This window comes from Aneurinibacillus sp. XH2, from assembly GCF_001439585.2.
Classification (GTDB): Bacteria; Bacillota; Bacilli; order Aneurinibacillales; family Aneurinibacillaceae; genus Aneurinibacillus; species Aneurinibacillus thermoaerophilus.
Genome location: NZ_CP014140.1, coordinates 277,565 through 291,940, shown reverse-complemented (window position 1 = coordinate 291,940; position 14,376 = coordinate 277,565). Strand labels below are relative to the sequence as shown.

The window sequence follows — 14,376 nt, the reverse complement described above, 5'->3', positions numbered from 1 at the left end:
TGTGACCAAGATTTCACCTCATTTGTATTACTTTGTACCGAACAAGCGGTCTCCAGCATCTCCAAGGCCCGGAACAATGTAGCCATGGTCGTCCAGCTTTTCGTCTACCGCAGCCACATAAATGTCGATTTCCGGGTGAATTTGTTGGAATTTTTCGATGCCCTCCGGCGCGGCAATCAGGCACATAAGTTTCATGTTTTGCGCACCGCGGTTTTTCAAAGCGGTAACCGCCGCAGCCGCAGAACCACCTGTAGCAAGCATCGGATCGATGACGATCAATTCACGTTCGTTTATGTCAGTTGGGAGTTTTACGTAATATTCAACTGGCTCCAGCGTTTCCGGATCGCGATACAAGCCAACGTGTCCCACCTTGGCCGCAGGGATGAGCTTGCGCATGCCATCTACCATACCGAGACCAGCTCGCAAAATCGGAACAAGACCTACTTTTTTACCAGCGATCACTTTTGTTTTACAGGTTGTAACCGGCGTTTCGATTTCGATCTCCTTAAGCGGCATATCGCGCGTGATTTCATACGCCATCAACATCGCGACTTCATCAACCAGTTCACGAAACTCCTTCGTACCTGTACGCTTATCACGAATGTATGAGAGCTTATGTTGAATTAATGGATGGTCTAATACGTATACTTTACCCATCAGGGAAGCCTCCTGTCTGCATAACATAAAAAAAGTCTGATTACTGTTGACTGCTTTTTGCACTGCGTTATATTATAGCAGACTGGAATTGGAGATGCATCTGTGAAAAGGAAATCCAACGAGGCAATTTATTAACAATTAAAAGGGATGAAGCAAACACTCCATCCCTTTTCGCATGTGTAAACTTAAATTTCTAGGTGCGGATACATCGGGAATTTTTCGCAGAGAGCAACGACACGTTGTCGTGCTTCTTCCTGTTTCGTTCCATCCTGCGGATTTTTCAGGCATAGCGCCATAATCGCAGCAATTTCTTTCATTGCTTCTTCATCAAAACCGCGGCTTGTAACCGCAGGCGTACCGATACGGATACCGCTCGTCACAAACGGACTTGCCGGGTCATACGGAATGGTGTTCTTATTGCATGTAATACCTACTTCGTCCAGTAAGTGCTCAGCGTCTTTACCTGTCAGGTTCATATTACGCACGTCGATCAAAATCAGGTGGTTGTCTGTGCCTCCGGAGATCAGATTGAAACCTTCGGCTTTCAATGATTCAGCCAACTGTTTCGCGTTGGCGATAATGCGTGCGGAATACTCTTTAAATTCCGGCTTCAACGCTTCACCAAAAGCCACCGCTTTGGCTGCGATAACATGCATCAGCGGACCGCCTTGAATACCAGGGAATACCGCTTTGTCGATTGCTTTTGCGTATGCCTCTTTGCACAAAATCATACCACCGCGCGGACCGCGGAGCGTTTTGTGCGTCGTCGTCGTCACAAAATCGGCATACGGCACCGGGGTTGGATGATGACCAGTCGCTACAAGACCCGCAATATGCGCCATATCCACCATCAGGTATGCCCCCACACTATCGGCGATCTCGCGCAGTTTTGCAAAGTCAATGACGCGTGGATAGGCGCTTGCGCCCGCTACAATCATTTTCGGCTTATGTTCTTCCGCTTTTCTGCGGACATCTTCATAATCAAGCACCTGTGTGTCTTTGTCCACACCGTATTCCACAAAGTTATACAAAGTACCCGAGAAGTTGACCGGGCTTCCATGCGTTAAGTGGCCTCCATGGGAAAGATTCATGCCTAGCACAGTATCTCCGGGCTTCAAGAATGCAAAATATACCGCCATATTTGCCTGTGCGCCAGAGTGAGGTTGCACATTGGCATGTTCAGCCCCGAACAGTTGCTTCGCACGGTCGCGCGCCAAATTCTCAACAATATCCACATATTCGCATCCGCCATAGTAACGCTTACCCGGATAACCTTCTGCGTATTTGTTCGTTAGTACCGTACCCATCGCTTCCATAACCGCTTCACTGACAAAGTTCTCGGAAGCGATAAGTTCGATTTTTGAACGCTGGCGGCTCAGCTCCAATCTAATCGCTTCCGCTACTTCCGGATCATGCTTTTTCACTTGTTCTAGCATCCTCTCTTCTCCTCCTATTATACAATTGGCTTAATCAGTCACCATCCTTTTGCGATTTGAAATCATTGGACGAATGACAAATATTAAAAATAGTAGGTATTGTTAATGACAGTTTTCTTCTAGCGAGGTGCGTTCATACACCGCGCGCGCTCCCCCGATTAGTTTCGGACGCGTAACGGCCATCGTTACGTGCGCTTCCCCAATTTGTCTAATACGAGGACGTACCGGTACAGCCACCGGTTTTAAATGCATGCCGATGAACGTATCACCAATATCAACGCCAGCATCAGCCTGAATCGACTCCACGACAACGGCGTTCCGCATTTTTCGAAACGCACAAGCCGCCATCGCTCCACCCGCTTTGGGAACAGGAACAACAGTGACTTCAGACCAGCCGAAGCGCTCGGCTGTTTCCTTCTCTACCACAAGCGCCCGGTTTAAATGCTCACAACACTGGAACGCGACGGAAAATCCGAACTTCTTGCGCGTATCTTCAATCGCTTCATACAGCGCAGCCGCTACTTCTTCGCTGCCTGCCGATCCAATCTGTTTGCCAATAATTTCACTCGTGCTGGTTCCAAATACAAGGACATGCCTTTCACCAAGCGGCCTGACCATCAGCAAATCTTCCAGAATCAAAGTAAGGTCTTGCTTCATTTTTTCTACATTCACAGGTCTTCACGCTGCCTTTATCAGAACGGATGGTAACAATCAATATTTCTCCTCAATTTCTTTAATTTTCTCTATCCGACGCAGATGACGCCCGCCAGAAAATTCAGTTTCGAGCCAAATTTTCGCAATTTCGAGCGCCAATCCTGACCCGATTACACGCGCACCCATTGCGAGAATATTGGAGTCGTTATGCTCGCGCGTCGCCTTTGCGGTGAAGCAGTCGTGCACCAGCGCACAGCGAATGCCTTTCACCTTGTTCGCGGCAATGGACATACCAATACCGGTACCGCAGATAAGAATCCCGCGATCAAATTCTCCCGCTGCTACCTTCTCAGCAACCGGAAGGGCATAGTCTGGATAATCGACAGAATCTTCGCAGTTACAACCAAAATCTTCATATTCAATACCTGCTGATTCAAGATACTTCTTGATTTCTTCCTTCAATGCGTAACCGCCGTGGTCAGCAGCAATCGCAACTCTCACGTATGACTCCTCCGTTTCTGTGTATCCTTTCCATCTCCTATGTATTATACCCGATTCGGAGCAAATGCATAGAGGATATTTCGAACGCAATATGAAAAACCTGTACATTTTTGATTATACATCATAAATTGTTCGGAAATAAAGCGTTTCTTTTGTCGACATCTGCCTAAATGTTTCCCGGGAAATCGACAGCATTTTATTTCCTGCTTCGACATCCCGGTTTTCGTAACACAAGAAAAACTCGCGGGCAATGCCCACGAGTCCTTTTTCCACTCTTATATCTGGAATTTCGCTACATGCTCCTTCAACTGTTCCGATTGTGTGCGCAATACCTGACCCGCAGCCGCCACTTCCTCCATAAATGCTGTTTGATCCTGCGTCGCCTGATAAATGACCTCTGCGCCATGCGACGTTTCATTTGCTACCTTGGCCACATTGCGAGCGTGCTGCATCATTACTTTCATGTTTTCACTCTGTTTTTCGATAAGAGACGCAATATGTTCCACGGAAGCTACCACTTCATGTACGGAACCGGCGATATTTCGCAACGCTTCCGTCGTTTGTTCCCCTCGTTCTGACTCTGCATCCGCAATCGTTACTTGTTCTTCAATTTGCTTTACTGCATTCGCTACTTCACGCTGCATCTGTTCAATAAGCGCAGTAATATTCGCAGCCGCTTTGCCGCTTTCATCCGCAAGTTGTCTTACCTCATCCGCCACGACGGCAAACCCTTTTCCATGCTCACCAGCCCGGGCCGCTTCAATACTAGCATTCAGTGCCAACAAATTGGTCTGTCCGGCCAACTCGCTTACTACTCGCGTAATGCTGCCGATCTGTGCCGCATTCTGCTCCAATCTGCGGACGGTCTGAATAGAATGTTGGTTTTCTTTCGCTAACTTGTGCATTCCCTCTACAAGCGATTCCACGACTTTACTGCTTTCTGTAAGCGTCGTGAGCATTTGCTGTGACAATTTGCGAGAATGTTCAGCGTATTCATTCGCTTCTCGGCTTAATTCTCCCGCCGCCTCCACCGACTCCGCCATCGTCTTTGTATGCCGTGCCTGACTTTCAGCGCCGCGCGCAATTTGATCCATCGTAACGCTAATTTGCTCAATTTGCACTGCAGCCTGTTCAGATGCAGCAGTTAATTCATTTACGCTCTTTGCTGCATGCTCGGATGAAAGATCGATATCTTTAATCATGGTTCGCAAATTGGTAATCATTAAAGCAAATGAATGAGAAAGAGCCGCGATTTCATCGTCTGATTTTGGCTCTTTGATTTCTACTCGCAAATCGCCTGCGGAAGCGCGCGCAGCGGCCTGCTCTAACTCTACAATTGGTTTCGAAATCCAACGTGCTACCATCCACCCAAATATGCAGGACCAGAGCACACCTAGCACGAGCGTCAACAGCGTAAACATCCAATGCGGGATGATGTGAGTCGCATAATCGCTTAACACAAAAATAAAAAATGCACTTGTGCCGTACGTAACGGTGGACAAAGCACCAATCCCTAACACAAGCTTTTTTTCCAAACTAAACGAATAAGTCCGCTTCTTGTCCATACTGCTCCCCCCTGCAATTATAAGAAACGCATTACATCTATTGCATTGCCCCTATTATTTATTATTATCGGATAGAAGCAGGGCAGTTATTGACTAAATTTGTATTTATTTACGATGAAAATTTCGTATTTTTTCAATCATGTCAAGCAAGCGTATAAGTGACTCTTCGATTTCCTGAGCGCACTTTTCATATGTCTCCAACGTTCCACCGAACGGATCAACAATATCATAATCAGGCTTCTGGCTTTCAAGAATCGCGATTTGATTACGTTCCTCGGCCGTTGCCTGCATCATTTTCTCTTTCCAATTATCCAGCTTCTCGCGCACGAGTTCCAGTTTATGATAAAGTTGCTGATATTCTTCCTCAAGCTTGTTGATCTCTTCATAATGTTCTTTCATGAATTGCGTTTGTTTGGCTTCCAATTGCTCATATAAACGATTCAGTTCTTGAAGCCTCTTCCGGGCGCTCTCTGAAGTATCCGTATATTCCTTAAGCGTGTGTACTTTCCCCTGGAATTCAGGGTATCGTTGTATTAATGTATGTTTATGGGATTCCGTCATTGTTACGATAAGGTCGGCCCATCGCAGCAAGTCCTCATTGACCGTCTGTGAAGTATGTTCTTCTTCGATTCCTTTCTTCTCAAGAACCTTTACAGCATTGGGAGAAGCGGCCGAACCTTGCACGGCGAACAAGCCTGCTGATTTTGCTTCCGCTTTCACTCCCCGTTCCGCAGCCAATTTTTTGAATATTTTTTCTGCCATCGGACTGCGGCAGGTGTTTCCGGTACAAATAAACAAAATGCGCATTCAATTCCTCTCCTTTCTTTCCCGCTTTTCTCCTCCATTGTTTTCCGAACGCCATGAAATTGCAAGATCGCAGGAAAAGTTTCTTCTCTATATTATCTTACCTTTCCTCTTTCCTAATAAGTCATTTGAACCTCTCATGGCTAAAGCCACGAGATTCTTGACTAGCCCGCTCTACCGAGCAGAATTAGTACATGATGTACCCCAAGCTATCTCCGCAGTTCCTGCAATTATGCAGATAGTCGTCTTTTGCCTTCGGCAAGAATATTCAAACTTGCGTTTACATCGCGGTCATGGGAAGTATTGCATTCCGGGCATTCCCATTGTCGCAAGGTAAGATTTTTAACTTCTTTGTTTTGGTATCCGCAACATGAACAGATCTGAGAGGAAGCAAAGGTTTTGCCTACGACAACAACAGTGCGACCATACCACTTTGCTTTATATTCAAGCATCGTTCTGAATTGATACCAAGACACTTCACTAATCGCTTTGGCAAGTTTATGATCTTCATCATATTAGACACTTGCAAATCTTCAATCGCAATCATGTCGTGGTTTTTGACAATATGCGTTGGTTGAAATCTTTTGCAAGTAGTCTTCTCGAGCATTTGCAATACGTTCATGGATTCGGGCAACCTTCATCCGTTGCTTATTCCAATTTGAAGAACCTTTCATACGTCTAGAAAGAATGCGTTGAGCGCGTTTGAGTTTTTGCTCCATACTCCGTAGAAATTTTGGATTCTCGAACACTTCACCTGTCGAAAGAACAGCAAAGTCTTTGAGGCCAACATCAATTCCAACTTCGCTGTTTGTTTTCGGCAATGGTTGTACATCGTTTTCAACCAAGATAGAGACAAAGTATTTACCAGAAGGATTGCGTCTAATCGTAGCATGTAAAATCCGACCTTCCACTTCTCTTGATTTCGCAAAACGAACAAGCCCAAGCTTCGGAAGTTTAATTTTGTTTTCTACAATCGCAATATTTCCGTTGGTGTGTTTCGTTGTATAAGACTGAACCTTATTCTTTTTGCTTTTGAAACGTGGTGCATCGTTCTGTTTCTTGAAAAATCGTGAGTAAGCATCGGCAAGATTTTTTACTGACGACTGAATGGCGATGCTGTCCACTTCTTTTAGCCAAGGTAATTTTTTTCAGATTCGGCAATTCAGAACAACAGGCTCCATATGACAACCCTTTGCCTGTTGCTTTGTACGTTTCGTTCCACTTTGCTAAGAAGTAGTTAAACACAAATCGACTACATCCCATCGTTTTAGCGATTAAGACTTCTTGTTCTTTGTTTGGATAGATACGGAATTTGTATGCTTTATTGACTACCATTGTCTTTTCACCTCACTTTCTGATTTTGAATGTATTGTCGTATCTGCGTTTCTGTATGTTCGCTAGCCGTTGCCACAAAGTAGGATGGATTCCAAAGATCCCCTCCCCATAGTTTCTTTTTTAACTGGGGGAACTCTTTAAATAGCAACCTTGCTTTTATTGATTTCAAAGTTAACATATGTCGGACAATTGGCGTGTCAAAAGACACGCCTTGTCCGAAGCCCATTCATCTCATGACTGAAGTCACGAGTGTTCTCGGCTAAATCATAAAAATATGAAGCAGCAGCATCCCCACCAGGCTAACCAGCATGCCAAACTGGGCGCTTAGCGTATGCATTCTAAGTCCGGCCGGTCCAAGCTCTTTCCAAATAAGATAAACCATCGCCCCGGCGGCGAACGCCATACCAAATGTGACAGCCTGAGGACTGGAAGTAAAATAAAAGCCGCCTATCCACGCCCCCGCGGGAATACATAAACTGATAAAAAAAGCGAATAACAAGATCCATCGTTCCCGCATACATCCAAGCAAAAAAGGAGCAGCCAATCCCATCCCTTCCGGAATGTTGTGCAATGACATGGATAAAGCAATCATAACTCCTGCATGATGGTGTGCCTGAAATCCGGCACCAATCGCAATGCCTTCCGGCACATGATGAAATGCGAGCGCCGCGGCCATCATCCAACCGGCTCTCCTCCACTCCTGCACATCATTGTGGCGCGGCCGGGCTTGAGTGCTGTCAGAACCTGCACTCCGCATGCCCATTAGATGATGGAGAAGCTTAAGCAACATGAACCCCATGACCATTCCGAGAAAAGCGCCATATACCTCTCCTTTCCAGAGGGTGGCTGGCAATAATTCAACCGCTACAACTAAGGCCATAATCCCGGTGGAAAGCCCGAGGTAAAACGCCATCAGCTTACGCCCTGGCGTTCCAATAAACAATGTTATCAACACGCCGATAACCGTTGTAAGGCCAGCAAGTGTGCTTATAAATAAAAGTTCGCTCATCTGCCTGACCTCTACAGCAAAAACTTAAGCCCAAATCCAAGCAAGATGAGCGCACCAAAAACCTCGCTGTACTCTCCGAACCATCCTCCGACCCTTCGTCCAAGCAAAAGACCGGTTGCCGCCAGCACCGTACTCGTTACGCCAAAAATCAAAACGGCCAACGCAACGTTAACGCGAAACAGACCAAATGAAAGCCCAACCGATAACGCATCTAAGCTGACACTAAAACTAAACAACAAAAGGCCCCAGAATGTTTTTTTTAAGATAGGACTTTTCTCTTCGCCATCAAAAAAACAATTCCACAACATATGCAGTCCCAACACGACAAGAATGAGACCGCCGATATAGACGGCAATATAGCCGACATACGAAGTCAAAAAAATGCCAAAGGCAATGCCGATAAGTGGCATGATAATATGAAACACGCCGATCGTTATACTAACTTTTGCGATCGTCAAAAGACGTATACCGCCCATTCCCATGCCTACGCCAAGCGAAAAAGCATCCATGCCCAGCGCAACCCCAATCATTAAAACCGTAATTAGTTCCCCCCACTGCAACGCTCCCCATCCCATGTCCACATACATCCTCCTTATATTATATACATAGCTTTTGACCTTTCGATACTTGAGGAAGAGGTGGAGTCTCTTACCACAAAACCAATGTCGAAATTTCAAAATTTCAAAAGATGATGTATATAGACAAGATATGCGGAAACGGACAGGATATGCGGGGAAGCGAAACGCTATAGATAACGGCCGCCTGCCGCCTTTGCCAGGCGGTTCATAATCGCTGCACCAACGCCGCTTTCCGGAAACGTTTCAGAAAAAATCATATCCACTCCCTCCTGATCAAAACGGCGCAGCGCATCATAAAGATGACGGGCTACGCTAATCAAGTCACTGCGCTTTCCGCAAGCAATGACTACATAGTCTTCGCCGTAACATAATTTAGACTCCGCCGTAGCAAGAATCCCCACTTTTTTACCCTGCGCTTGGGCTTCGTGCGCCAACTTCCGAATGCGCCGTACCATCTCTTCCACACTATTTTCTTTTACTAATCTCATGTCTCCTGCAGGCGCATAGTGGCGATATTTCATTCCCGGTGATTTCGGAGCCACACCTTCTTCCAGAATTCCCGGATCCATCCTCACTTCGCCCGTAATCTCAGCAATTTGTTCGGCCGTTACCCCACCTGGTCTGAGAATCATCGGCACATCTCCCGTAACATCCACTACGGTCGATTCCACACCGATGCCGGTCGATCCTCCGTCCAGAACGCCCGCAATTCGGCCATCTAAATCTTCCAGTACATGCTGCGCCGTCGTAGGGCTTGGACGACCAGAAAGGTTGGCGCTCGGCGCTGCAATCGGCAAACCTGAAGCGCGGATAAGTGCCAACGCAAGCGGATGATCCGGCATCCTGATCGCTATTGTATTGAGCCCTGCAGACGCCCGCATTGCCACACCAAGCTGTTTAGGAAATACAATGGTCAGCGGTCCTGGCCAAAACGCCTCCATTAATGCTTCCGCTAGCGGTGGAATCTCGGATACAAGCTCGCCCAGTTGTTTGCGCTCGGCAATATGAAGAATCAGTGGATTATCGCTCGGTCGTCCCTTGGCTATGTATATCTTTTCCACCGTCTTATCCACGAGTCCATTACCGCCGAGTCCATATACTGTCTCTGTAGGAAAAGCAATAAGTTCATTTTGCCGCAAAAGCAACGCCGCCTCGCGAACTTGTGGATAATTTTCTAATCCATCCACAAACTTATCCACATTCCAGTACTTCGTTTCTTGTTTCATTGAATAACCCTCAATTCTGCTAATTATGCTCTTTTTTTAGTTATACCTGCTCTTTTTTCCGTTTGCAATAAACAACATATCCACATGATGTGAATAATTTGTGGATAATTATAATTCGATTCATTGTGTATAATGCTTTCTTATAGAGAAAATAAAAAAGAAAAAACTCCGCCGCATAGACAGAGTTTATTCAAGAAAATAGTTTGTGGAACCATTCAACCAAAAAGAATCGGACTTTAATTTGGCTTTTATCTTTGCCCTGTTCCTTCGCTTGTTCGGCATGTGCCGTGTCCCCATTTGAAATATCCACAAAGCAAAGCGGAGGGAACAGCACGCACCACCAATTTTGTCCTTCAGCATTGCCAATAGCAATGCGAACCGCTTCGTACCTTCCGGCTGGAAATACTTGTGTGCCGTACATCTTTGTTGGAAACTCGGTCGGCCGCAGCTCTACACGCGCAGAATACGAAAAACCTTTTTCCTTAATTGCATTGTTCACCAGTTCCTGCAACTCTGGTAAATGGTTGCTAATAACAGCACGCGCCTCTTCCATTGTTCCCGCTTCACCAGCCCATTGCTTCACTGACTCGATTACGCGGTCGCGCACATAGCGCTTCAATTGCTGATCTTTTGGGCTGTCGCTATTTGCTAGAATCCGCAGGCGAATCGAATGCTCCGGAACGAAATGATTCGTAAAGACAGCCAGCGCTTCCTTCTGACTTTCCCAGCTCATCATTAAAAGAAATAAGGCGAAAAATAGCAGATAATATTTTTTCATCATTTCGACTCCCCTTTCCTCTCCCTGTTCACCAGTATGGACAGAAGAGGCCGGGGATAAACTCGCTATTTTCGTTTCTCGTACATTTATCTTTTTGCGAAAAGGTAGAAAAGGAACGCTCACTATCGGATCGCGATCACGTGACGGCCAATACCTGCCAGATCACGCACAATATACGTTTCTAGAAAAAGACCTGTCTCCATAAGCCAACAACGAACCGTATCAGCTTGGTGAATACCGACTTCAAATCCAACCAACGCCCGCCGCGTTAGCACAGAATCCAATCCTTCTATTATGCGCCGGTAAAAATCAAGGCCATCTTCTCCGCCATCTAACGCGCGGCGCGGCTCATGGTCCTTAACCTGCACATCTAGATCGATAATATCGGCGGAAGGGATATAAGGCGGATTGGACACAAGAATGTCTACGCGCTGCCCGGCATTCAGCAGCGGTGCAAGCAAATCTCCCTGAGCAAACGAAACCTTGTTTTCCACATGATGCCGCTTCGCGTTACGGCTCGCTGTAGCAAGCGATTCTTCTGCAATATCGGTCGCGGTGATCCTCCAGTTCGCTCCACCAATAACCGCCAGCGTAACCGCAATCACCCCACTGCCTGTCCCGATATCCGCCGCGAAAAGCGCCGCATCAGCAGGCCATAATTTAAACGCTTGTTTAACAATCTCTTCCACAAGCAATTCCGTTTCCGGGCGGGGAATTAATACAGAAGGATTGACTTCGAATGCCAACCCGTAAAATTCTTGTTCACCGACAATGTACTGCATCGGCTCCCCAGCGGTGCGCCGCAGCAAAATTGCTTCAATTGCTGCCCACTCTTCCTCTGTTAACGTGTAAGACATACCCGAAATAAACCGGGTACGATCCCAGCCCAGCGCATGCCGGATAGCATACTCAGCCAGAAACGCGGCGTCTTCAATGCCCTTTTCACGTAAAAAACGAGAAGCCTTCTGCAAGGCTTCCCGTACCGTTATTCCTTTCATCTTTTACGCTCCTTCAGCGTTGCGCATCAATTCCGCTTGTTCATGCAACACAAGCGCATCAATAATCTCATCCATCTCCCCATTTAGCACCTGATCCAGCTTGTGCAGCGTCAAACCAATGCGATGATCAGTTACACGGCTTTGCGGGAAATTATACGTACGGATGCGTTCGCTCCGATCGCCGGTTCCAACAGCGGAACGGCGTGCGTCCGCATATTCCGCCTGCGCTTCCTGCTGGTATTTGTCGTATAGGCGCGCGCGCAATACGCGCATTGCCTTTTCTTTGTTTTTATGCTGAGATTTTTCGTCCTGACATGTTACCACAATTCCGGTCGGGATGTGTGTCAAGCGAACAGCCGATTTGGTCGTGTTAACACTCTGTCCGCCGGCGCCGCTGGAACAGAATAGGTCGACGCGTATGTCATTTTCATTAATTTCAACTTCTACTTCTTCAGCTTCTGGCAGCACAGCTACCGTTGCGGTGGATGTATGAATACGTCCGCCCGATTCGGTGGTCGGCACACGTTGCACCCGATGGGCGCCGCTTTCAAACTTCAGGCGGCTGTATGCGCCTTTACCATTGATGGAGAAAATAATCTCCTTATAACCGCCGATATCGGTCGGTGTTGCTTCTAGCACTTCAACTTTAAATTTGTGCTTTGCTGCATAGCGGGTATACATTTCAAACAAATCGGCCGCAAATAAAGCGGCTTCATCGCCGCCGGCTGCGCCCCGAATTTCAACGATAACGTTCTTGTCATCATTTGGGTTCTTCGGCAGCAAAAGAATTTTGATGCGCTCTTCCAGCTCCTGTTTCTTGTCTTCCAGCTCGCTGATTTCCATTTTGACCATTTCACGCATGTCGTCATCGAGCTTTTCTTCCAGCATCTCTTTGGCGTCTTTCAGTTGCTGGGCTACTTCTTTATATTCGCGATACGCTTGTACCGTTTCTTCTATGTCTGATTGTTCTTTCGAATACTCACGCAGCTTGTCCGGGTCATTCATGACCTTCGGGTCGCAAAGCAACTGCGTCAAACGTTCATACCGTTCAACAACCGCTTCCAATCGCTGTAACACGGCGCTTCACCCCCATTTCAAAAATGCGTAACATTATAATTATAATGGGGGATAAACCAAAAAGTCAAAGCAAAAAGATAATACAAAAAAGAGGAAGGCTTATTAGACCTTCCCTAGATTATTGATAAATACATCTTTTTATTTCATGCGTGTATCCAAATCATTCATATGGATGCGGTAGTTATTAAGCGGAGTTCCGCTACGGATGCCGTCGCCGATGTCCTGAATACGGTTGAAAATACCCGCGTCAGAGCTAACACGCACTTCATAGCGCGGCATTTTTTGCTGAACGAGCACACGAACTCTTTCCATAATGTCAGCCGCTTCTTTCCTGCTGCGTACTGTCTCGGCAAGCGTAAGTCCCACATACGCACGAGAGCCATTAATCACTACGCTGGCCCGCTTCACTTTCGGAACTTGTACCGCCACATTCGCCATGCTGTCGGCTTCCGCCTGAATATCGCGCACATCGTTGCGCCCGGTTACAATATTCGGATTCAAATCGCTCCCCACCAGGACGCGGGTCTTCCGCTCCGGCGTCGTGCGATTATATTGATTAATCTGAATGCCTTTTCTTTCGGGGGCCGCTCCTTGGTTGTTCTGGCCGCAGGCCGCCGTCAACAAAAGGGTCACGCCAAGCAGCGCGATTCCGATAATTTTTCGCATACAGCCCACCTCCTCAGTTGTATTGTTTCTGGGAAGAGGCGGACTTATGCGCCCGCATTAGGCAAGGGCAATTTTTCCGCTTATGATTTTTGGATGCTTATAACATTTACGACAAACCGGTATGTAACTGTCATTGCCGCCGATTTGGATTTGCTCACCTTCATATACAGGTTCCCCATCTTTAACGCGCAGCACCATCGTCGCTTTACGGTCGCAAAACCAGCACACCGTTTTAATTTCTTCCAGCTTATCCGCATACAGCAAAAGAGCCTCGCTGCCTTCAAATAAACGATTAGAAAAATCATTTTTTAAGCCATATACGATAACCGGAATTTCCAGTTCGTCTACAATTTCTGTCAGCTGCAAAATATGATGCCTTTTCAGAAACTGCCCTTCATCCACAAGCACGCAATTCGGCAAGCCTTGTTCATTCATTTCCACGATCGTTTTTATATTTGTATCCTCTTCAACAGCAATCGCTTCGCGCTTCAACCCGATCCGGGAAGCTACGTATCCCTTACCGTATCGATCATCCAATACAGACGTAAAAATCATTACCCGCTTTCCCTGTTCTTCGTAGTTATGCGCCACCTTCAATATTTCAACCGACTTGCCACTATTCATTGTACCGTATCGAAAATATAACTGTGCCATGTTTCCTCTCCTTCTAGCTCATTCATGAACAAAAAAACCTTGAGCCAAGCGAACAGCCGCATTTCTCATATACTTTCTTATACGAAAATAAAAACAGACAGGCATACGACCTGTCTGCTTTACTTTTATACAATTACTTGAGATTGTATTTCTTTTTGAAGCGGTCCACACGTCCACCGGAATCTACAAACTTTTGTTTGCCAGTGAAGAAAGGATGACACTCGGAGCAAATCTCCACGCGCAGGTTTTCTTTCACTGAACCGGTCTCGAATTCGTTACCGCATGCACAAGTAACTTTTGTTAACTTGTAGTCAGGATGGATAGCCGGTTTCATTACATTCACCTCTTTCTGCCCTGAATCTTTACGAAACAGAGTTACACTCAAACACACATGAATGCATTATATCACGGTTATACCCTGTTTGCAAATAGTATTCA

Annotated in this window: 18 protein-coding genes and 1 pseudogene; all 19 read right to left on the bottom strand. The window is 46.4% G+C overall.

Going from position 1 to position 14,376, the window contains the following annotated elements; all coding sequences use genetic code 11:
• Positions 1-27 precede the first annotated feature (27 nt).
• The 19 genes and pseudogenes from upp to rpmE all read right to left on the bottom strand — a co-directional run bounded on the left by upp (position 28) and on the right by rpmE (position 14,272).
• Entirely contained in the window at positions 28-657 is a 630-nt protein-coding gene (gene upp, locus ACH33_RS01445; RefSeq protein ID WP_057897396.1) for a uracil phosphoribosyltransferase, read from the bottom strand.
• A 185-nt stretch (positions 658-842) separates the two neighbouring features.
• On the bottom strand, positions 843-2,093 hold the full coding sequence (glyA, locus tag ACH33_RS01440) for a serine hydroxymethyltransferase (RefSeq protein ID WP_057897395.1): 1,251 nt from the start codon (positions 2,091-2,093) through the stop codon (positions 843-845).
• 102 nt (positions 2,094-2,195) lie between these two features.
• The gene (locus tag ACH33_RS01435; protein ID WP_057900204.1) at positions 2,196-2,750 is read right to left on the bottom strand and encodes a TIGR01440 family protein; all 555 of its coding nucleotides are present in this window, start codon (positions 2,748-2,750) and stop codon (positions 2,196-2,198) included.
• Positions 2,751-2,804: 54 nt separating this feature from the next.
• Positions 2,805-3,248: a ribose 5-phosphate isomerase B gene (rpiB, locus tag ACH33_RS01430; protein WP_057897394.1), complete on the bottom strand. Its 444-nt coding sequence runs from the start codon at positions 3,246-3,248 to the stop codon at positions 2,805-2,807.
• 114 nt (positions 3,249-3,362) lie between these two features.
• Positions 3,363-3,521 (bottom strand): hypothetical protein, encoded by a 159-nt coding sequence (locus ACH33_RS18995; RefSeq protein ID WP_156423981.1) that lies wholly within the window; start codon positions 3,519-3,521, stop codon positions 3,363-3,365.
• A gap of 2 nt (positions 3,522-3,523) precedes the next feature.
• The gene (locus tag ACH33_RS01425) at positions 3,524-4,813 is read right to left on the bottom strand and encodes a methyl-accepting chemotaxis protein (protein ID WP_057897393.1); all 1,290 of its coding nucleotides are present in this window, start codon (positions 4,811-4,813) and stop codon (positions 3,524-3,526) included.
• A 105-nt stretch (positions 4,814-4,918) separates the two neighbouring features.
• The gene (locus ACH33_RS01420) at positions 4,919-5,620 is read right to left on the bottom strand and encodes a low molecular weight protein arginine phosphatase (RefSeq protein ID WP_057897392.1); all 702 of its coding nucleotides are present in this window, start codon (positions 5,618-5,620) and stop codon (positions 4,919-4,921) included.
• A gap of 227 nt (positions 5,621-5,847) precedes the next feature.
• Positions 5,848-6,741 (bottom strand): annotated as a pseudogene (gene tnpB / locus ACH33_RS01415) (IS200/IS605 family element RNA-guided endonuclease TnpB).
• Complete coding sequence (locus tag ACH33_RS19960) at positions 6,635-6,952, bottom strand: helix-turn-helix domain-containing protein (protein ID WP_236781940.1); 318 nt, start codon at positions 6,950-6,952, stop codon at positions 6,635-6,637. The pseudogene tnpB and the gene ACH33_RS19960 overlap by 107 nt, the downstream one beginning before the upstream one ends.
• A 7-nt stretch (positions 6,953-6,959) precedes the next feature.
• Complete coding sequence (locus tag ACH33_RS01410; RefSeq protein ID WP_257721583.1) at positions 6,960-7,178, bottom strand: transposase; 219 nt, start codon at positions 7,176-7,178, stop codon at positions 6,960-6,962.
• A 33-nt stretch (positions 7,179-7,211) separates the two neighbouring features.
• Entirely contained in the window at positions 7,212-7,961 is a 750-nt protein-coding gene (locus ACH33_RS01405) for a ZIP family metal transporter (RefSeq protein WP_057897391.1), read from the bottom strand.
• Between the two features lie 11 nt (positions 7,962-7,972).
• The gene (locus ACH33_RS01400) at positions 7,973-8,536 is read right to left on the bottom strand and encodes a manganese efflux pump MntP (RefSeq protein ID WP_057897390.1); all 564 of its coding nucleotides are present in this window, start codon (positions 8,534-8,536) and stop codon (positions 7,973-7,975) included.
• Positions 8,537-8,706: 170 nt separating this feature from the next.
• Positions 8,707-9,765, bottom strand: a complete 1,059-nt coding sequence (locus ACH33_RS01395; RefSeq protein ID WP_057897389.1) for an L-threonylcarbamoyladenylate synthase — start codon at positions 9,763-9,765, stop codon at positions 8,707-8,709.
• 190 nt (positions 9,766-9,955) lie between these two features.
• Positions 9,956-10,546: a stage II sporulation protein R gene (spoIIR, locus tag ACH33_RS01390; RefSeq protein WP_057897388.1), complete on the bottom strand. Its 591-nt coding sequence runs from the start codon at positions 10,544-10,546 to the stop codon at positions 9,956-9,958.
• 119 nt (positions 10,547-10,665) lie between these two features.
• Positions 10,666-11,541 carry a peptide chain release factor N(5)-glutamine methyltransferase gene (gene prmC / locus ACH33_RS01385; protein ID WP_057897387.1) on the bottom strand — a complete coding sequence of 292 codons (876 nt, stop codon included), beginning with the start codon at positions 11,539-11,541 and terminating at the stop codon, positions 10,666-10,668.
• Between the two features lie 3 nt (positions 11,542-11,544).
• A complete protein-coding gene (gene prfA, locus ACH33_RS01380; protein WP_057897386.1) occupies positions 11,545-12,618 on the bottom strand; it encodes a peptide chain release factor 1 in 1,074 nt (357 codons plus the stop codon).
• Between the two features lie 138 nt (positions 12,619-12,756).
• A complete protein-coding gene (locus tag ACH33_RS01375) occupies positions 12,757-13,284 on the bottom strand; it encodes a YhcN/YlaJ family sporulation lipoprotein (protein ID WP_057897385.1) in 528 nt (175 codons plus the stop codon).
• Positions 13,285-13,341: 57 nt separating this feature from the next.
• Positions 13,342-13,938 carry a thymidine kinase gene (locus tag ACH33_RS01370; RefSeq protein ID WP_057897384.1) on the bottom strand — a complete coding sequence of 199 codons (597 nt, stop codon included), beginning with the start codon at positions 13,936-13,938 and terminating at the stop codon, positions 13,342-13,344.
• Positions 13,939-14,071: 133 nt separating this feature from the next.
• Entirely contained in the window at positions 14,072-14,272 is a 201-nt protein-coding gene (gene rpmE, locus ACH33_RS01365) for a 50S ribosomal protein L31 (protein WP_057897383.1), read from the bottom strand.
• Positions 14,273-14,376: the final 104 nt, after the last annotated feature.